Source organism: Micromonospora sp. NPDC005171 (assembly GCF_040608575.1).
GTDB lineage: Bacteria > Actinomycetota > Actinomycetes > Mycobacteriales > Micromonosporaceae > Micromonospora.
In genome coordinates this window covers 252,565-270,420 of record NZ_JBEXIM010000003.1, presented here as the reverse complement: position 1 = coordinate 270,420, position 17,856 = coordinate 252,565, and the positions used below count along the sequence as shown (strand labels likewise).

The window sequence follows — 17,856 nt, the reverse complement described above, 5'->3', positions numbered from 1 at the left end:
CGATGTATGCTCCCGCCCCCCTCGCGTCCCGCCCGCGTCGCCGCGTCGCCCTTGGCCTCGCGGCGCTGCTGGCCGCCCTCCTCGTGGCCGGCTGCGCCGACTCCGCTGGCGAGGCACCCGTCTGGCAGCCCGGCGCGGGAGGTGGTGGCACCGGCGCACCGGTCTCCACGGCCGGCCCGAAGGCCACCGGGCCAGCATCCTCCGGTCAGGGCGGCGCGATCTCGCTCTCCGCCACCGGCGACATCATCATGGGCAACGCCCCCAATCGGCTGCCCGCCGCCGGTGGCAAGGGCTTCTTCAACTCGGTCACCCAGGCACTCAAAGCCGACCTGGTGATGGGCAACCTGGAGGAGCCGCTGACTGTCGACACCGGCACCGGCAAGTGCGGGGCCAACTCCACCCGCTGCTTCCAGTTCCGCGCCCCGCCGGAGTACGCCGCGCACCTGCGCGACGCCGGCTTCGACGTGCTCAACCAGGCGAACAACCACGGGTACGACTACGGGCCCAAGGGCTACGAGAACACCCAGAAGGCACTGAAGAAGTACGACCTGGAGCACACCGGCGCACCGAACGAGATCACCGTGGTCGAGGTCAAGGGCGTCAAGGTCGCCGTCGCCGGCTTCTCGTCGTACGTCTGGTCCAACAGCCTCGTCGACATCGCCAAGGCGAAGGCGGTGGTCGCCAAGGCCGCCACCATGGCCGACCTGGTCGTGGTGCAGGTGCACATGGGTGGCGAGGGTGTCGACAAGACCCGGGTGAAGCCGGGCACCGAGATGTTCCTCGGCGAAAACCGGGGCGACCCGGTGAAGTTCTCGCACGCCATGATCGACGCCGGCGCCGACCTGATCGTCGGGCACGGCCCGCACGTGCTGCGCGGGATGGAGTTCTACCAGGGGCGTCTGATCGCGTACAGCCTTGGCAACTTCGCCGGCGGCGGCAACTCGCTGAGCAACGACGGTCGACTCGGCTGGGGCGGGGTGCTGAAGGTGTCGCTCAAGCCGGACGGCGGGTGGGCCGGCGGCTCGTTCACCTCCACCTACATGAACTCCGCCGGCAAGCCGACGCTGGACCCGGACGACCGGGGCCTTGGCCTGGTCACCGAGTTGAGCCGCGCCGACTTCCCGAAGGGTGGCGCTCGGCTCGACGGGCAGGGGAAGATCTCGCCGCCGACCGCCGGCTGACCCGCGCAGGACCGTCCGGGGTGCGACGTAGGCTGACCGTCGTGACCAGTAGCCCTCCCGGTGCCAGCGAGACCGATCTCGGGCGCAAACGCCGTGCCCGCAAGATCGGCCGGGTGCTGGCCGAGACGCATCCCGACGCGCACTGTGAGCTGGACCATTCCAACGCTCTGGAGCTGGCCGTCGCCACGATCCTCTCCGCCCAGTGCACGGACAAGAAGGTCAACGAGGTCACCCCGAAGCTCTTCGCCCGTTACCCGAGCGCAGCCGCGTACGCCGGCGCCGACCGGGGCGAGATGGAGGAGCTGATCCGGCCGACCGGCTTCTACCGCAACAAGACCGACTCGCTGCTCAAGCTCGGTCAGGCCCTCCTCGACCGCTATGACGGCACGGTCCCGGGCCGGCTCATCGACCTGGTGACGCTCCCCGGCATCGGCCGCAAGACCGCGAACGTGATCCTCGGCAACGCCTTCGACGTCCCGGGCATCACCGTCGACACGCACTTCCAGCGGCTGGTCCACAGGTGGCGGCTGACCACCGAGACCGACCCCGTCAAGATCGAGCACACGATCGGCGCGCTGTACGAGAAGCGCGACTGGACGATGCTGTCGCACCGGATCATCTTCCACGGGCGACGGGTCTGCCACGCCCGCAAGCCGGCCTGCGGCGCGTGCACCCTCGCGAAGCTCTGCCCTTCGTACGGCACCGGCCCGACCGAGCCGGCGGCCGCCGCCAAGCTGCTCAAGGGCCCCCGGGCGCGCGACCTCGCGGTTGCCGCCGGGGTCGACCCGGAGCTGGTGCCGGCGCAGGCGATCACGGCGGAGGTGCCGTGAACCGCCGCCTCGCCCTCGCCGTCCTGCCGCTGCTGCTGGCCGTCACCGGTTGCACCAGCGGCGCGGCCGACGACGAGCCAGCGCCCCGGCGGGCCGCAGCTGAACGTCCGTCCCCGTTCCGGGACTGCACCGCACTGAGCGCGGCGCCCACGGCGGCGTCCCCCGGCTCCGGCGCGGCTACCCCGGTGTCGCCGGGCTCGGCGACTCCTGCGTCGCCCGGCTCCGGCACGGCGACCCCCGGCACGTCCGGCCCGACGCGGCCCGCTGGCAAGTCGGCGTTGCCGGAGCTGACGCTCTCCTGCTTCACAGGTGGCGCCCCCGTCGTCATGCGGGAGGTGGCCGGGCCGGCGGTGATCAACGTGTGGGCTTCCTGGTGCCCGCCGTGCCGCAAGGAGTTGCCCGCCTTCCAACGCCTCAGCGAGCGGGCCGCCGGTCAGCTCCAGGTGATCGGCGTCAACAGCCGGGACAGCCGCAGCGGTGCCCAGTCCATCGGTGAGGACTTCGGCGTCCGGTTCCCGATGCTCGTGGACCAGGGCGAGGCGCTGCAGCGCGAGTTGAAGCGCAACGCCATTCCGCTGACCCTCTTCGTCGCCGCCGACGGTCAGGTCCGGCACATCGACGCCAGCGGGGCTCTCGACGACGACAAGCTCGCCAAGCTGGTCCGCCAGCACCTCGGCCTGGCGGTGCCGGCGTGACCCGTCGGCCACCCGAGTGGATCGAGCCGTTGCTGACCCGGCTGGGCACCGCCCGCGCCGAGGACTTCACCCGGCTGACCACCCCGGCCGAGGGCGGTCGGGAGAGCGCCGTGCTGGTGCTGCTCGGCGAGCAGCCCGGCGCGGGTCCCGACGTGCTGGTCCTGCAACGTGCCGCCACCCTGCGCAACCACGCCGGTCAGCCGGCCTTTCCCGGGGGCGCGGCCGACCCGGAGGACGCCGACGTCCGCGCCACCGCCCTGCGCGAGGCGAACGAGGAGGTGGGCCTCGACCCGGCCAGCGCGACAGTGCTGGCCGAGCTGCCGAAACTGTGGATCCCGGTCAGCGACTTCGTGGTCACGCCGGTGCTCGCGTGGTGGCACGACCCGCACCCGGTGCACCCCCGGGAGCCGGCCGAGGTGGCACACGTCGCCCGCCTGCCGGTCAGCGAGCTGGTCGACCCGGCCAACCGGCTGCGGGTCCGCCACCCGAGCGGCTGGATCGGGCCGGCGTTCTCCGCGCGCGGGATGCTCGTCTGGGGCTTCACCGCCGGGGTGCTCGCCACCCTGCTCGAGATGGGCGGCTGGGCCCGTCCGTGGTCGCCCGGCCGGGTGATGGAGCTCCCGCCGACCGGGGCGACACCGGCCCCGTCGGCCGGCACCGACGAGGCTGACGAGAACGCCCTGCGCTGACCGCACGGTCACCATCCGCAAGCGATGGTCATCGGGTGGGCACACTGCCCGTACGCTTGACCCGTGTCCGTCGTGGATCTCGTCCTGCTGCTGCTCATGCTCGTGTTCGCGATCAGCGGATACCGCCAGGGTTTCGTCATCGGCGTCACGTCGTTGTCCGGCTTCTTCCTGGGTCTGCTGCTGGGTCTCCAGCTCGGGCCGCTGTTCGCCAGGCAGTTCGTGGACGCCGGCACCCGTGTGCTGATCTCGCTGGTGGCCATCTTCGGGCTGGCCGTGGTCGGGCAGGCACTCGCCGGTTGGCTCGGCTCGCACCTGCGCAAGACGATCACCAGCGACGTGGGCAAACGGGTCGACGACGTCGGTGGGGCGTTCGTGTCGCTGTTCGCGGTGCTCCTGCTCGCCTGGCTGGTCGCCGTGCCGCTCGGCTCGTCCTCGGTGCCGTGGCTCGCCGCATCGGTCCGCAACAGCGCATTGATCACGGTGGTCAACCAGGTCCTGCCGGAGCGCGCCCACCAGTTGTCCACGGCGTTGGAGGACACCGTCGACACCGACGGGTTCCCGGACGTCTTCGGTGACCTCGCTCCCACCCGGGCCCGGCAGGTCGAGCCGCCGGACCCGGCTCTGGCCGGCTCGCAGGTGGTGGTCAACGGGCGGCAGTCGGTCGTCAAGGTGCTCGGCTCCGCGCCCAGTTGCTCACGCCGCATCGAGGGTTCCGGGTTCGTGTACGCCGACGACCGGGTGATGACCAACGCGCACGTGGTGGCCGGCACCCGCTCGGTCGCCGTGGAGTTGGGCGGTGAGCGGTACGACGGCAAGGTGGTGGTCTACGACCCGAAACGGGACCTGGCGGTGCTGCTCGTGCCCGGGCTGCCCGGCCCGTCCCTGCGGTTCGCCGCCGGCAACGCGGGCAGCGGCTCCGACGCCATCGTGCTCGGCTTCCCACTCGACGGCCCCTACAACGCGCAGTCGGCGCGGGTCCGCGACGTCGACCGGATCAACGGTCCGGACATCTACGCTTCCGCGAAGGTGACCCGGGAGGTCTACACGATCCGGGCGTTGGTCCGCAGCGGCAACTCTGGAGGTCCGCTGCTCTCCGCAAACGGCCTGGTGCTCGGCGTGATCTTCGCGGCGGCGTCCGATGACCCGAACACCGGCTTCGCCGTGACGGCGGCCGAGGCCCGCCCGGTGGCGTTGGCCGGGGCCGAACGTAACCGGCAGGTCGACACCGGCGAGTGCACCTGAGCGTCGCCGCGGGGTCAGCTCAGGTCTGAGCCGGCAGAGCGCGACGCCGGGTGGTCGGCAACTTCGCCCGGCCCCACCGCAGCCCCCGGTCCAGCATGGCACGGGCCATGATCGCGACGCACGTGCCGCCGTTGACGAAGGACGCCACCACGTCGCTCGGGTGGTGCATCCCCCGGTACATCCGGGTCAGCGCCACGCCCAGCGGCACCATCAGCAGCAGCGTCCACCAGGCGACCTTCGCCCCGGTGCTCCGTGCGCGCAGCGCCATCAGCACGGCGATGCCGACGTAGAGCGCCACCGCCGCCGAGGTGTGCCCGGACGGAAAGCTCGACGTCGGTGGCGAGACGTCCATGTGTTCCACAGCCGGCCGCCGCCGGTCGATCGCAAGCGTGGTCAGCAGGAACACCAGCGCCTGGGCGGTCACCGCAGCGCACAGGAACAGCGGCTCGCGCCAGCGCTTCAGCCAGAGCCGCAGCGCCAACGCCACCAGCACGGTGACCACGACGATCATCTGGGTGCTGGCCAGCGTGCTGAACACCAGCGAGACGTTGTTCCAGTCACCGGTGCGGTCGGCGGCCAGTTCCCGGTTCACCGCGTCCTCCACGGTGAATGGCCAGCTTCGGGCGAACACCCGGGTGACCAGCACCCCGAGCAGCACCATGAGCCCGAGCAGGAGGGACACCGGCAGCAGCACCCGCCGGACGATCTGGACCACGGTGTCGGACATGGGTGGGCCAGTACCCGGCCGGCCTCGTCGTCACTCCTCAGGCAGCCCCCGGGTGCCGCTCGACTTCGGGAGCGACGCCGTCGCGGGTCGGCCGGACCGGCCGCAGACCGGTGTGTGCCCGCCAACTGGTGAACGCGGCGGTGGTGGCCGCGACCACCGCCACACCGAGCAGCCATCCGCCCACCACGTCGCTGGTGAAGTGCACGCCGAGCGCCACCCTGCTCAGCCCGGTCACCACGGTGAGCAGCACCGCCGCGACCCAGAGCGCGGCTCGGGCCGCCCCCCGCCCGGCGTACGGAAGGAGCACCAACAGCAGCACCCCGGCGGCCAGGGTGGCGTTCAGGGCGTGCCCGGAGGGGAACGAGTAGCCGGCGGCCCTTGCCACCGGGTCCAGCAACTCCGGCCGGTCCCGGCCGACCAGCAACTTGAGCAGCGGACCGATCAACCCGCCGACGACAATTGTGGTGGCCGCCCAGAGGGCCAGGCGGCGGGCGCCCCGGCGCAGCAGCCAGACCACCAGGAGCAGGGCGACCGCGCGCAGCGGCATCGGTGCGAACACCTCGGTCCAGACCCGCATCAGCGCGACCCAGGCCGGGTGGTCCTGCGCGTAGCCGTGCAGCGCGTCGGTGACCGTCGTGTCCAGCCGGTGCAGCGGGGCCCAGGCACCGAGCACCAGCAGGGTGAGCAGCGCGAACGGCACCAGCACCAGGAACGCCGCCGCCGCGGCCAGAGTGAGTCGCAGCCCCAGCGCGTGGTCCGGGTCGAATCTGCGTCGCCGCCAGGACGGCTGGCCGGTGCGGGTGAGGGTGGGCGGCCGGTGCGTACTCATGGGTCCGTTCTACCCGGCCGGGCGGTCGGTCAGGCCTGCCGGGCGGTCGCGATCAACGGTTCCGCTGGCGCAGCCGGCGGACCACCAGGGCCGCACCGCCGACCAGCGCGACGAGAAGTACGACAGTGGTCCACACCTGCTCCGGCGCGGACGTGTCCTGGCCGCCGGCCGCCCGAGCCGTCCACCGGCTGTGCTGACCGGATGCGGCGAAACCGAGTGGATCGCTACCGGCACCGGCCACCGGACCGTCGTCGACCGAGCCGGGCGCCGGACCGAAACCGGTGACGCCCGGCGACGTCTGGTCGTCCAGCGGATTGGTGGTCACCGGCGGGACCTGAGCGGTCAACGCGGCCACCGGGTCGACCACCCCGTACCCGAAGCGGTCGTCCCGCCCGGTCGGGCCCAGGTCCCGGGCGGTGGCCAACAACCGGTTGACCACCTCACCCGCTGGCATCTGCGGATAGCGGGACCGGACCAGCGCGGCGGTCGCGGCCACCAGTGGCGCGGCGAAGCTGGTGCCCTGCACCCGCCAGTACCCACCCGGAGGCTTGGCGCCGACCAGCCCGCTGGCGGGAGCGGTGAGGACCGTCGCCCGGCCGGTGATCGAGCCGGACCACAGGTTGTCGCTGCCGCGTTCGAGACCGGACACCGCGATCACACCCGGCTCACGAGCCGGATACCAGACCTTGGTGCTGGTGGAGGTGGCCAGGTTGCCGGTGCAGGCCACCACCACCACGTCCCGGACGAACGCGTAGTCCAGGGCGGCGGCCAGGGCCGGGCTGTCACCGCTGCCGCCCAGCGACAGGTTGATCACGCGGGCGCCGTTGTCGACAGCCCAACGGACCCCCTGGGCGACGATCAGCGCGTCGTCGTAACGGTTCTCCTCGTCCAGCACGCGGACCGGCAGGATCCGAGCGTCCGGTGCCAGGCCGACCACGCCCCGCTTGTCGTCGCTGCGTCCGGCGATCAGGCCGGCGACAGTGGTGCCGTGACCCACCGGATCCGGGCCCGGCGCACCGCCGGGGCCGACCAGGTCCTTGCCGGGCAGCACCTGCCCGACCAGGTCGGGATGGTTGCCGTCCACTCCGGAGTCGACCACCGCCACTGTCACGCCCCGGCCGGTCGAACTGCGCCACGCCGTCTCGGCCTGCAACTCGTCGAGCTGCCACTGCTCGTCGCGGACCTGGTCGGTGCGGGCGATGGCGTCACCGGGGGCGAACGCCATCGGCGCGCCGGCGAGCTGTCCACCGTGTGTGGGCGCGGCGACGGGCACGGCCGCCGCCGCCGGGGCCACGACGGCAAGCGCCGCGGCCACGCCGAGCAGCGCCCGGCCGGTCGCTCGTCGGGCCGCTGACGGACCGCTGTACCGCACCCCAGTCACATCCCCAGCCATTCATCCCGACGGAACCATGACGATCGGAGATTACCGGTTTCCCTACCCGTCACGGGAAGAACCGGCGAGTCAGGTCATTGCGGCGGCAGTTGCGCCAACTGAACAAGGCGTACGCCCTCCCGTCGGGTGACCAACCGGCCACGCCCCGGCGGCAGCGGTCCGGGCCGCACCGGCCCGACGAGTGCGCCCTCCTCGGGGCTGCCCGCCATCACCAGACCGGCGGTGGACAGCTCCCGCAGGCGCTGCACGATCGGCTCGTACTGTGCGCGGCTCGCCCCACCGGACCGGCGGGCCAACACCAGGTGCAACCCGATGTCCCGGGCGTGCGGCAGATGTTCCTCCAGTGCACGCAACGGGTTCGCCGGCCCCGCCGCCACCAGGTCGTAGTCGTCCACAAGCACGAACAGCTCCGGCCCGGACCACCAGGACCGGTCCCGCAGTTGCTGCGGGGTGACCTCCGGCCCGGGGGCTCGCCGCTCCAGGTAACCGGCGGCCGACTCGATCAGGTCGGCGGTGTGTGCCGCCGCGGTGCCGTACCCGATCAGGTGTGGCGTCTCGATGGCGCCGAGCAGGCTGCGCCGGTAGTCGACGAGGATCACCCGGGCCTGCTCCGGAGTGAACCGGGTGATGATCGACGTGGCCAGCGCGCGCAGGAACGACGACTTGCCGCACTCCGAATCCCCGAAGACCACGAAGTGTGGCTCGGTGGCGAAGTCGAGCAGCACCGGGCGCAGGTCCGCCTCCGCGATCCCGATCGGCAGCCGCAGCCCGGTCGTCGAGGTGAGGTCCAGATCGGCGTACGGCAGCACCGGCGGGAGCAGCCGCACCCGCGGCGCCGGAGCACCCGCCCACCCGTCGGTGGCCCTCTTGACCAGGTCGGCGGTGTCCCCGGTGGCGCTACCGAGCTCGGGCAGCGCGGTGAGGAAGTGCAGGCCCTCCGCGGTCACCCCTCGGCCGGAGCGCTCCGGCACGTTCGCGGCCGCACGCCGGGCCACCAGCGAGTCGGCCGGGTCACCGAGGCGCAACTCCAGCCGGGAACCGAACAGGTCCCGGATCGCCGGGCGGAAATCCAGCCAGCGCAGCGCGGTGGCGACCACGTGCAGCCCGTACGACAGACCCCGGGTGGCCAGGTCGGTGACGAGTGGCTCCAGGTCGTCGTACTCGCCGCGGATGGTGCTCCACCCGTCGATCACCAGGAACACGTCGCCGTACGGGTCGGCGCCCGGCTGACCAACCGTCCTCGCTGCCGCTCGGCGCTGCCGGTACGCGGCCATCGACTCCACGCCCAACTCGGCGAAGCGGCGCTCCCGGTCGACCAGCAGGGTGGTCATCTCGCCGACGGTGCGTCGTACGGCCGTCGGGTCGGCTCGGCCGGTCACCCCGCCCACGTGCGGAAGGTCGCGCAGCGCGGCCAGCCCGCCGCCGCCGAAGTCGAGGCAGTAGACCTGCACCTCGGCCGGTGTGTGGGTGAGCGCCAGCGCGCAGATCAGCGTGCGCAGGGCGGTGGACTTGCCGCTCTGCGGCGCACCGACCACCGCGACGTGCCCGGCAGCGCCGTCCAGGGTCAGCCAGAGCAGGTCCCGGCGCTGCTCCAACGGTTTGTCCACCACCGCCACCGGTACTCCGAGCGCGCCGTGCAGCTCCGGGTTGCCCACTGTGAGCCCGCGATTCGGGTGCACCTCGACCGGGCCGAGCAGCTCGTCCAGGGCCGGCGGCTGACCGAGCGGCGGAAGCCAGACCTGGTGCGCCGGCGGGCCCTGCCCGACGAGCCGGTCCACCAGCAGGTCGAGCAGCGTCCTGCTGCCCTCATCCTCCGCCACGACAGGCGCGACCGGGGCTGCCGGCTCGGGCACCGGTACGACGTGGGTGGTGAAGGTGAGCAGCCGCGCGCCCCCCTCGGCGGCGCCGCCGCCCGGCGTGGCCCGACGGCGGACGGCACCGGAGACGTACGCCGCCTTGAACCGGGCCAGTGGGTCGGTGCCGGCGCGCAGGTAGCCGTGGCCCGGCGAGCGGGGCAGCTCGTGCGCGTCCGCCACGCCGAGCACCGTCCGGGACTCCAGGGCCGAGAAGGTGCGCAACCCGATCCGGTACGAGAGGTGGGTGTCCAACCCGCGGAGCCGACCCTCCTCTAGGCGCTGGCTGGCGAGCAACAGGTGCACACCGAGCGACCGGCCCAACCGGCCGATCTGCACGAACAGGTCGATGAAGTCGGGCTTTGCGGAGAGCAGTTCCGAGAATTCGTCGCAGATCAGCAGCAACGACGGCAGCGGAGCCAACGGGCTGCCGGCCGCCCGGGCCCGCTCGTAGTCGCGCACGCTTGCGAAGTTGCCGGCGCGCCGCAGCAACTCCTGCCGGCGGACCAGCTCCCCGTTGATCGCGTCCACCATCCGGTCGACCAGCGGCAACGCGTCGGCCAGGTTGGTGATCACGGCCGCGGTGTGCGGCAGCCGGTCGAAGGAGGCGAAGGTGGCGCCACCCTTGAAGTCGACGAGCACGAAGTTGAGCTGCTCGGAGCTGTGCGTGGCGGCGAGCCCCAGCACCAGCGTGCGCAGCAGCTCGGACTTGCCGGAGCCGGTCGCCCCGATGAGCAGGCCGTGCGGGCCCATGCCGTCCTGGGCGGATTCCTTGAGGTCCAGCTCGATGGCGCCGCCGTCCGCGCCCACCCCGATCGGCACCCGCAACCGGTCCCGTGCCGAGCGCGGCAGCCAGCCCTGTTCCGCGGTGAAGCTCTCCGGGTCACCGAGACCGAGCAGCTCGGGCAGGCCCAGGTCGGCCTGGAGCGGGGCGTCCGGCCCGCGGGCCGCGCCGGCCAGGCGCAGCGGCGCCAACCGTCGGGCGACCGCCTCGGCGTCGGCAAGGTCCAACTGGTCGGCGGTGCCCACCTCGGCGTGCCCGTCGGACGACCAGGAGTGCAGCCGCCGGCCGTGCAGCTCCAGCAGCAGCGCGTACCGGTCCAGCAGTCGGGGCGGCGGGGTGTCCAGGTCCAGCACGGTGACGGCGTCGATGCCGCCGTCGCCGGTCAGGTCACTGGCACCGGTCAGGTCGCCGCCGTCGAGGACCACCACCACGTGTGGACCGTCGGTGGCCGGGCCGGCCGGGCTGAACCGGGACCGGGTGGCCAGCACGTCGGCCAGCAGCGACTCCAACTCGGCGGCGGAGCTGGTGACCAGCCGTACCGGACCGAGCGCGTCGGTGCGGCTGGGATGGTGGGCGTGTGGGAGCCACTTCACCCACTCCCAGCAGGCACGGCGCTCCGGCCCGGCGCAGACCGCGACGAGCAACTCGTCGGGGGCGTGGAAGACCGCCAACTGGGTCAGGACGGCCCGGACCAGCGCCTGCGCCGCCGGGTCGCCGGTGGGTGGCCCGCCGGTGGTCGGGGTGGCCGTCCGGCCGCGACCGGCGGGTCGCACGTGCACCCGGGCGAAGCTGCGCAGCGACAGCGCCACCGGCAGGTCCGGCACCACGGAGTACGCGTCCAGGAAGCGGCGTAGCGCGCCGGCGGTCATCGGCTCAAGCTCTTCGAGTGGCCGGGTGACCGGTGGGACGAGGGGGGTGGCCAGGGTCTGCGGCCCGACGGCGACCCGCACCACAGCGAAATCCGGGTCGGCGGGGCGCCGCTCCCAGACCCGATGGCTGTCCACTGTCGACCACAGTCGGCCCGGATCCGGGTGCCGGTAGAAGAGCCCGGCCCGCTGCTGCCCGGCGGTGCGTCGGACCCGCCGCCGCAGCGTGGCCAGATGGCGCAGGTACTCCCTGCGGGCGGCCATCATCTCGGACTTCTTCGGGGTGCCGGAGGCGCTGCCCCAGGACGTCACCAGCATCGCCAACGAGGAGAGCCCGAACATGCCGCCCACCACGTACGAGTAGGCGCCACCGCCCCGGCCGAACATCATCGCCATCGCTACCGTGCCGCCGAGCATGGGCAGCAGCATGAGCATCTGTTGCCACCGTCCGCCGGTCACCGCTGGGATCTCCGGCGGTGCCTCGACCGACAGCTCACCGGCGGGAATCTCCGGTGCTGGTCGGCGCGGTGGGCGCTTGATGACGACGGTGGACACTCGGCCTCCTGACAGCGCTGGGTAACCCGAGCCTGGCTCATGGTAGGTAAAGTCCTGTCGTCCGCGCAGCCTCCGATCCCCCTCGATATGGAGACCAGTCGATGACTACCGGGCTGGCACGCGTCACCATCAGCGCGCCGCAACGACGGGTGGACGTCGCCCTGCCGGAGCAGGTGCCCCTGGCCGAGCTGCTGCCCGACGTGCTCCGGCACGCCGGTGTCGGGCTGGCCGACGACGGCGAGCAGCACGGCGGTTGGGTGCTCCGCCGCACCGACGGGGCGTTGCTGGTGACCGCACAGGCGCTGCTGCCGCAGGGGGTCCGCGACGGTGAGGTGCTGCACCTCGTGCCGGCCCGCGCGCACTGGCCCGAGTTGGAGTACGACGACGTCATCGAGGCGATCGCCGACGGTGCCCGCCGCCGGGGCGGCGCCTGGTCGCCCACCGCCACCCGGGCAGCCGGGCTTGCCGGTGCCGCCGTACCGCTCGCTGTCGGACTGCTCGCGCTGCTCGCCGGCGGCCCGACGCACCGGGCCGGTTGGCTGGCGGCCGTCGCTGTGGCGCTGGTGCTCACCGTGGCTGGCACGGTGGCCTCCCGCGCCAACGGCGACGGCACCGCCGGGGCGACGCTCGGTGGCTACGCGCTGCCCTACGCGTTCACCGCCGGCGCCCTGGCCGTCGGCTCCGGCGACCCGGTCGGGCCGGTCGGGCCGGCGCGCTGGGTGGGCGCCCCCGAACTGCTGGCCGGCTCGGTCGCGCTGCTGCTGGTGGCGTTGATCGGTTTCCTGGGGGTGGCCAGCCGGCTGCGGGTCTTCGTGGCCGGTGTCACTGTCGGTCTGATCGGCGCGGGGGCCGCGCTCGGTGGGCTGCTGATGACCACTGCCGGTACGGCGGCGGTGCTGCTCAGCGCACTGGTCTTCGCGGTCGGCGTGATCCCGCTGCTGGCCATCCGGCTCGGCAAGCTGCCCCTGGCGCCGATCACCCTGCCGGCCTCGACCCCGGCGGCGGAGCCCGAGCGGGTCCGTGACCTGCCGGACCGCGGCCGGGTGCACACCGCGGTGATCCGCACCGAGGAGATGCTCACCGGGATGCTGATCGGCCACGCCCTGCTGGTGGTGGCCACCGCGGTCGTCCTCGTGGTCGCCGGTGGCACGGCCGGTCGGGTGCTGGTGGCGGTCACCTCGGCGGTGCTGCTGCTGCGGTCCCGGCTGTTCGTGGCGCTGCGACACCGGGTGCCGACGGTGCTCGCCGGGCTGGCCGGCTACGCGGTGCTGGGCGCGGTACTGGTCGGTCGGGCCGACGGGACCGGGCGGTTGGTGCTGGTCCTCGGCGGGGCGGCGCTGGCCCTGGTGGCGGTCGCCAGCGGCACCGGGTACGCACGCCGGCCGGTCTCGCCGTACCTCGGGAGGATCGCGGACCTCACCGATACGGCCCTGGTGGTCGCCGTGGTGCCGATCGCCTGCGCGGTGCTCGACCTGTACGACCGGGCCCGAGGGTTGCTCGGTTGAGCGACCCTCGGGCCCGGTGCGTCAGCTGTCGTCAGTGGGCGGATTCGCCGCGCGCCTCGGCGTCCCTGGCCCGCTGGTAGGAGGCGTGGATCTCGGCCTCGGCCTCGGTGCGGCCGACCCAGGTCGCGCCCTCCACCGACTTGCCGGGCTCCAGGTCCTTGTAAACCTCGAAGAAGTGCTGGATCTCCAGGCGGTCGAACTCGCCCAGGTGGTGGATGTCGCGCAGGTGCTCCTGGCGGGGGTCCTCGTAGGGCACGCAGAGGACCTTGTCGTCCCCGCCCTTCTCGTCGGTCATCCGGAACATGCCGATGGTGCGGCAGCGGATCAGGCAGCCCGGGAAGGTCGGCTCGGGGACCAGCACGAGGGCGTCCAGCGGGTCGCCGTCCTCGCCCAGGGTGCCCTCGATGAACCCGTAGTCGGCCGGGTACTGGGTGGAGGTGAAGAGGGTGCGGTCCAACCGGATCCGGCCGGTCTTGTGGTCCACCTCGTACTTGTTCCGGTGACCTTTGGGGATCTCAACCGTCACGTCGAAATCCATCTGCACGCTCCCTCGTCTGCCCACGCTGGCTAACGGAACCAATGGCGGCCCTCCGGACAGGTGAATCCCCACCCGCCGACTCCGGCCGCCGCATAGTCTTCGGACCGAAGTAGTGTCACCCAAGCCGTTTTTCGCTGGGGGAGGAGGGGGTCGTGGGGAGGGAAGATTCACACTACCGCCCGGACGGGGGCTCCGCGCACGGTACCGGACGATCCGGCTCCGGCAGTGCCAAGGGGCGGGTCCCGGTGCCGGAGGCGCACCTTCCACGGGCTCCCGAACCAGCGCCCGCGACACCGGAGACGGTGCCTGAGCGGCCCCCGCCGCTGCCCTGGCGCCCGCCGGCCGGGTCGGCGTCGCCCACTCCGAACACCGGTCACTTCCCGGTAGCCGGCGGCGAGCGGCCGGTGAGTGGCCCGCCGCGCGGCAGCGCCAGCGTCCCGGTCAGCCCCGCGCCGGTCAGCCCGTCGTTCGGTCCCGGGTCGGGGGCCCCCGGCCCCGGCGAGGCCCCCCCGTTGGGTCCGCCGATCTCCGCGTTGCCGGCGCCCGCCGGCGCCGCACCGGCACCCGCACCCGCACCTGCGCCGCCGCGCCGCCGGAGGGGGCTGCCGGTGCTGCTGGCCGCCGTGCTCGTGCTGGTGCTGGCCACTGTGGGAGTCGTGATCACCCGTCCCGGCCCGGTCGCCGGGTGGCTGGGCGACGAGGCCGGGTCCGGGCCGAACGCGGCAGGCGCGACTGCGGAACCCGCCCCGTCGGAGGTGCTGGCCGGCCCGGATTCGAACGCCCCGGTGCCCACCCCGGACGGGGTCCGCGCCGTGCTCGATCCACTGGTCGGCGTCGCCGCCCTGGGCGACCGGGTGAACGTCTCGGTCGCCGACGTGATCACCGGTCAGACGCTGTTCGCCAAGGGGGCGGACGACGGCACCGTCCCGGCCTCGGTGACCAAGCTGGCGACCGCGGTGACCGTGCTGGCCGCCCGAGGGCCCGGCTACCGGATTCCCACCCGTGCGGTGGCCGGCGCGAAGGCCGGCGAGGTGGTGATCGTCGGTGGCGGCGACCCGACCCTCGCGATCGACAAGAAGGGTTACTACCCGGGTGCGGCGCGCCTCGACGAACTGGCCGCCCAGGTGCGTACCGCGCTCGGCGGCACGACCCCGACAAGTGTCACGGTCGACGGCTCGGTCTACTCCGGCCCGGTCTACGGCCCCGGCTGGGACGACGACATCCCCACCGGTGGGTCGGGCGGCGCGGTGACCGCGTTGATGACCGACGGGGCGCGTACGGACCCGGGCGTCGCACACGGCTCCGCCCCGCGGTTCGCCGAGCCGGACCTGGCCGCCGGCAAGGCGTTCGCCCGGTTGCTCGGGGTGCCGGGTGAGGCCGTGAAGCGGGGCACGGCCCCACCCCAGTCGGCGGCCGGTGCCAGCCCGGCGCCGGGTACCGAGCTGGGTGTGGTGCAGTCTCCGCCGCTGATCCGGCTCGTCGACGTCATGATCAGCGAGAGCGACAACCTGGTGGCTGAGGCGCTCGCTCGGCAGGTCGCGTTGGCCCGCAATGAGCCTGCCTCGTTCGACGGGGGCGCTGCCGCCATGGACGCCGAGGTGACCGAGTTGGGACTGCCCGCCGACGAGATCAGCGTCTCCGACGGCAGTGGCCTGTCCCGTCGTAACCGGATCAGCCCGTCGCTGCTGACCGATCTGATCCGGTTGGCCGCCAGCCCGGACCATCCGGAGTTGGCCGGTGTCTTCGGTGGTCTGCCGGTGGGCGGGTGGTCCGGGACGCTGAACGAGCGCTACCGCAACACCGCGGGCACCGCCGCGGGCGCGGGCAGCGTCCGGGCCAAGACCGGCACCCTGACCGGCGTGCACTCCATCGCGGGCCTGGTCACCACCGCCGATGGTCGGCTGTTGACCTTCGCGGTGCTCACCGACAAGGTGCCGGGTGACCGGGAGACCGCCCAGCCGGCGCTGGACCGGATCACCGCCGCGCTGGCCGGCTGCGGCTGCGGCTGACCGTCGCCGGTCCGGGGTCGCACGGTCGCCATCGGTGTCGATCGAGGGCGCGAGCCCGGGCCGGGGTGTCGCGGCGCGGGTACGGTGGGTCCATGGCGCAGTTCGTGGACTGGGATCTGGCCGCCGCCACGGCGGGGGCGTTGAGCAAGTCTGGCCCCCGCGTGTCGTACGCCGAAGCCACCGACGTGGTCGGCGACCTGCGTCGGCTGACCGAGGAGGCGGCCGGGCACGTGGCCGACTACACGGGGTTGCGGGCGCAGGTGTCGCATCCGCCGGTCCGGGTGGTGGATCGCCGCGACTGGGCCGCGACAAACATCGCCGGGCTCCGCGAGGTGATCACTCCGCTGGTGAGTCGGCTCTCCGGCGACAAGCAGCCGGGCGCGTTGACCGAGGCGATCGGGTCCCGGCTGACCGGGGTGCAGGCCGGCACGGTGTTGGCCTACCTCTCCGGCCGGGTGCTCGGCCAGTACGAGGTCTTCTCGGCCGACCCGGGTCAGCTGCTGCTGGTCGCACCGAACATCGTCGAGGTGGAGCGGAAGCTCGGCGCCGACCCCCGGGATTTCCGGCTCTGGGTGTGCCTGCACGAGGTCACCCACCGCACCCAGTTCACGGCCGTGCCGTGGATGCGGGCCTACTTCCTCAGCGAGGTGCAGGCGTTCGTCGACGCCTCGTCCAGCGGGAGTGAGCACCTGGTCGAGCGGTTGCGGCGTGGAGTGGCCACGTTGTCCGACGCGGTCCGCGACCCGGAGAGTCGCACCAGCGTGCTGGACATCGTGCAGACTCCGGCGCAGCGGGCCGTACTCGACCGGCTCACCGCGTTGATGACCCTGCTGGAGGGGCACGCCGAGTTCGTGATGGACGGCGTCGGCCCGCAGGTGATCCCGAGCGTGGAGCGGATCCGGGCGTCCTTCAATCGACGCCGGGAGGCGGGCAACCCGCTGGAGAAGGCGATCCGCCGGCTGCTCGGGGTGGACGTCAAGATGCGCCAGTACGCCGAGGGGCGCAAGTTCGTGCACGGCGTGGTGGAACGCGTCGGCATGGAGGGCTTCAACTCGATCTTCAACTCGCCGCTGACCCTGCCTCGACTGTCGGAGTTGGGCGACCCGGACGCCTGGGTCGCCCGGGTGCACGGCCCGGCCGGCACCATCCCGGCCGCTGGCTGACCACCCGCCGGTGGCCGCGCTCGCTCCGCCGGTGGCCGTGATCCGGGTGGCGGTCCGCCGCGCCCTGACCGGTCTGTCGTCCGGCGGGCCGGTGCTGGTCGCCTGCTCCGGTGGTGCCGACTCGCTCGCGCTCGCGGCGGCCACCGTCTTCGTGGCACCTCGGCTGGGTCGCGCCGCGCTGCTCGTCACCGTCGATCACGGCTTGCAGGACGGTTCTGCGCAGCGGGCGGAGGCGGTGGCCGCCTGGGGGCGGGAGGTCGGGTTCGGCTCGGCGACTGTGGTCCGGGTGCAGGTCGCAGGGCGTCCCGGCGGGCCTGAGGCGGCCGCCCGCGAGGCCCGCTACCAGGCGCTGACCGAGGCGGCCCGGCAGCAGAACGCGGTCGCGGTGCTCACCGGGCACACCCGCGACGACCAGGCGGAGACGGTGCTGCTCGCGCTCGCCCGGGGCTCCGGCCCGCGAGGGCTGGCCGGGATGCCGGCCCGGCGGGATCTGGGCGGGGTGCCGCTGCTGCGCCCGCTGCTGGAGATCGGTCGGGAGCAGACGCGCGCCGCCTGCGCGGTGCTCGGGCTGAGCCCCTGGCAGGACCCGCACAACACCGACCCGTCGTACGCCCGGTCGAGAGTGCGGGCCGACCTGCTGCCGGCCCTGGTGCGGGCGCTCGGGCCCGGCGTGGTGGACAACCTCGCTCGTACCGCCCGGCTGGTGGCGGCCGACAACGCCGCGCTCGACGAGTTGGCGGGGACGGCGCTGGAGGCGGCCCGGTGTCCCGACGGGGGGTTGTCCGTACCGGCGCTGCTCGGCCTGGTCCCCGCCGTACGCGGCCGGGTGCTGCACTCCTGGGCCCGCGAGCTGGGCGCGCTGCCCGGCGCCCTGTCCCACCGGCACGTCGCCGCTCTGGACGCCCTGGTCACCGATTGGCACGGTCAGGGCCCGGCCGACCTGCCCGGCGGGGTCCGGGTGCTCCGCCGTGACGGTCGGCTGGCACCTGGCTGAAAC

Annotated in this window: 14 protein-coding genes; 9 read left to right on the top strand and 5 right to left on the bottom strand. The window is 73.3% G+C overall.

Going from position 1 to position 17,856, the window contains the following annotated elements; genetic code table 11:
• The first annotated feature begins 2 nt into the window (after window positions 1-2).
• The 5 genes from ABZU74_RS07815 to ABZU74_RS07795 all read left to right on the top strand — a co-directional run bounded on the left by ABZU74_RS07815 (window position 3) and on the right by ABZU74_RS07795 (window position 4,637).
• Window positions 3-1,181: a CapA family protein gene (locus ABZU74_RS07815; protein WP_355419597.1), complete on the top strand. Its 1,179-nt coding sequence runs from the start codon at window positions 3-5 to the stop codon at window positions 1,179-1,181.
• A 41-nt stretch (window positions 1,182-1,222) separates the two neighbouring features.
• Window positions 1,223-2,011, top strand: a complete 789-nt coding sequence (gene nth / locus ABZU74_RS07810; protein ID WP_355419595.1) for an endonuclease III — start codon at window positions 1,223-1,225, stop codon at window positions 2,009-2,011.
• Window positions 2,008-2,706 carry a redoxin family protein gene (locus tag ABZU74_RS07805; protein WP_355419593.1) on the top strand — a complete coding sequence of 233 codons (699 nt, stop codon included), beginning with the start codon at window positions 2,008-2,010 and terminating at the stop codon, window positions 2,704-2,706. Before nth ends, ABZU74_RS07805 begins: the two co-directional genes overlap by 4 nt.
• Complete coding sequence (locus tag ABZU74_RS07800; RefSeq protein WP_355419591.1) at window positions 2,703-3,395, top strand: CoA pyrophosphatase; 693 nt, start codon at window positions 2,703-2,705, stop codon at window positions 3,393-3,395. Before ABZU74_RS07805 ends, ABZU74_RS07800 begins: the two co-directional genes overlap by 4 nt.
• A gap of 63 nt (window positions 3,396-3,458) precedes the next feature.
• The gene (locus tag ABZU74_RS07795) at window positions 3,459-4,637 is read left to right on the top strand and encodes a MarP family serine protease (protein WP_355419589.1); all 1,179 of its coding nucleotides are present in this window, start codon (window positions 3,459-3,461) and stop codon (window positions 4,635-4,637) included.
• A 19-nt stretch (window positions 4,638-4,656) separates the two neighbouring features.
• Here the strand turns inward: ABZU74_RS07795 and ABZU74_RS07790 are convergent, their stop codons facing one another.
• From ABZU74_RS07790 to eccCa, 4 genes are all read right to left on the bottom strand, one after another.
• Complete coding sequence (locus ABZU74_RS07790) at window positions 4,657-5,364, bottom strand: phosphatase PAP2 family protein (RefSeq protein ID WP_355419587.1); 708 nt, start codon at window positions 5,362-5,364, stop codon at window positions 4,657-4,659.
• A gap of 37 nt (window positions 5,365-5,401) precedes the next feature.
• Window positions 5,402-6,193: a phosphatase PAP2 family protein gene (locus ABZU74_RS07785; protein WP_355419585.1), complete on the bottom strand. Its 792-nt coding sequence runs from the start codon at window positions 6,191-6,193 to the stop codon at window positions 5,402-5,404.
• A 52-nt stretch (window positions 6,194-6,245) separates the two neighbouring features.
• The gene (mycP, locus tag ABZU74_RS07780; RefSeq protein WP_355419583.1) at window positions 6,246-7,586 is read right to left on the bottom strand and encodes a type VII secretion-associated serine protease mycosin; all 1,341 of its coding nucleotides are present in this window, start codon (window positions 7,584-7,586) and stop codon (window positions 6,246-6,248) included.
• 74 nt (window positions 7,587-7,660) lie between these two features.
• Window positions 7,661-11,644, bottom strand: a complete 3,984-nt coding sequence (gene eccCa / locus ABZU74_RS07775; protein ID WP_355419581.1) for a type VII secretion protein EccCa — start codon at window positions 11,642-11,644, stop codon at window positions 7,661-7,663.
• A gap of 101 nt (window positions 11,645-11,745) precedes the next feature.
• Here eccCa and eccD point away from each other — a divergent pair, with 101 nt between their 5' ends.
• A complete protein-coding gene (gene eccD / locus ABZU74_RS07770; RefSeq protein WP_355419579.1) occupies window positions 11,746-13,149 on the top strand; it encodes a type VII secretion integral membrane protein EccD in 1,404 nt (467 codons plus the stop codon).
• Between the two features lie 31 nt (window positions 13,150-13,180).
• Here the strand turns inward: eccD and ABZU74_RS07765 are convergent, their stop codons facing one another.
• Entirely contained in the window at window positions 13,181-13,687 is a 507-nt protein-coding gene (locus tag ABZU74_RS07765; RefSeq protein WP_109816465.1) for an inorganic diphosphatase, read from the bottom strand.
• A gap of 533 nt (window positions 13,688-14,220) precedes the next feature.
• On the opposite strand from ABZU74_RS07765, the gene dacB reads away from it, so the two are divergent.
• The 3 genes from dacB to tilS all read left to right on the top strand — a co-directional run bounded on the left by dacB (window position 14,221) and on the right by tilS (window position 17,853).
• Window positions 14,221-15,696, top strand: coding sequence for a D-alanyl-D-alanine carboxypeptidase/D-alanyl-D-alanine-endopeptidase (gene dacB / locus ABZU74_RS07760; protein ID WP_355419763.1), 1,476 nt, complete (start codon window positions 14,221-14,223; stop codon window positions 15,694-15,696).
• A 92-nt stretch (window positions 15,697-15,788) separates the two neighbouring features.
• Window positions 15,789-16,859: a zinc-dependent metalloprotease gene (locus ABZU74_RS07755; protein WP_196920120.1), complete on the top strand. Its 1,071-nt coding sequence runs from the start codon at window positions 15,789-15,791 to the stop codon at window positions 16,857-16,859.
• 10 nt (window positions 16,860-16,869) lie between these two features.
• A complete protein-coding gene (gene tilS, locus ABZU74_RS07750; protein WP_355419577.1) occupies window positions 16,870-17,853 on the top strand; it encodes a tRNA lysidine(34) synthetase TilS in 984 nt (327 codons plus the stop codon).
• The last annotated feature ends 3 nt before the right edge of the window (window positions 17,854-17,856 follow it).

Excerpts from the sequence above, each read along its gene's own strand:
- ABZU74_RS07785 (WP_355419585.1), bottom strand. The coding sequence starts at position 6,193 with ATGAGTACGCACCGGCCGCCCACCCTCACCCGCACCGGCCAGCCGTCC.
- ABZU74_RS07815 (WP_355419597.1), top strand. The coding sequence starts at position 3 with ATGTATGCTCCCGCCCCCCTCGCGTCCCGCCCGCGTCGCCGCGTCGCC.
- ABZU74_RS07755 (WP_196920120.1), top strand. The coding sequence starts at position 15,789 with ATGGCGCAGTTCGTGGACTGGGATCTGGCCGCCGCCACGGCGGGGGCG.
- ABZU74_RS07790 (WP_355419587.1), bottom strand. The coding sequence starts at position 5,364 with ATGTCCGACACCGTGGTCCAGATCGTCCGGCGGGTGCTGCTGCCGGTG.
- eccD (WP_355419579.1), top strand. The coding sequence starts at position 11,746 with ATGACTACCGGGCTGGCACGCGTCACCATCAGCGCGCCGCAACGACGG.
- ABZU74_RS07765 (WP_109816465.1), bottom strand. The coding sequence starts at position 13,687 with ATGGATTTCGACGTGACGGTTGAGATCCCCAAAGGTCACCGGAACAAG.
- mycP (WP_355419583.1), bottom strand. The coding sequence starts at position 7,586 with ATGGCTGGGGATGTGACTGGGGTGCGGTACAGCGGTCCGTCAGCGGCC.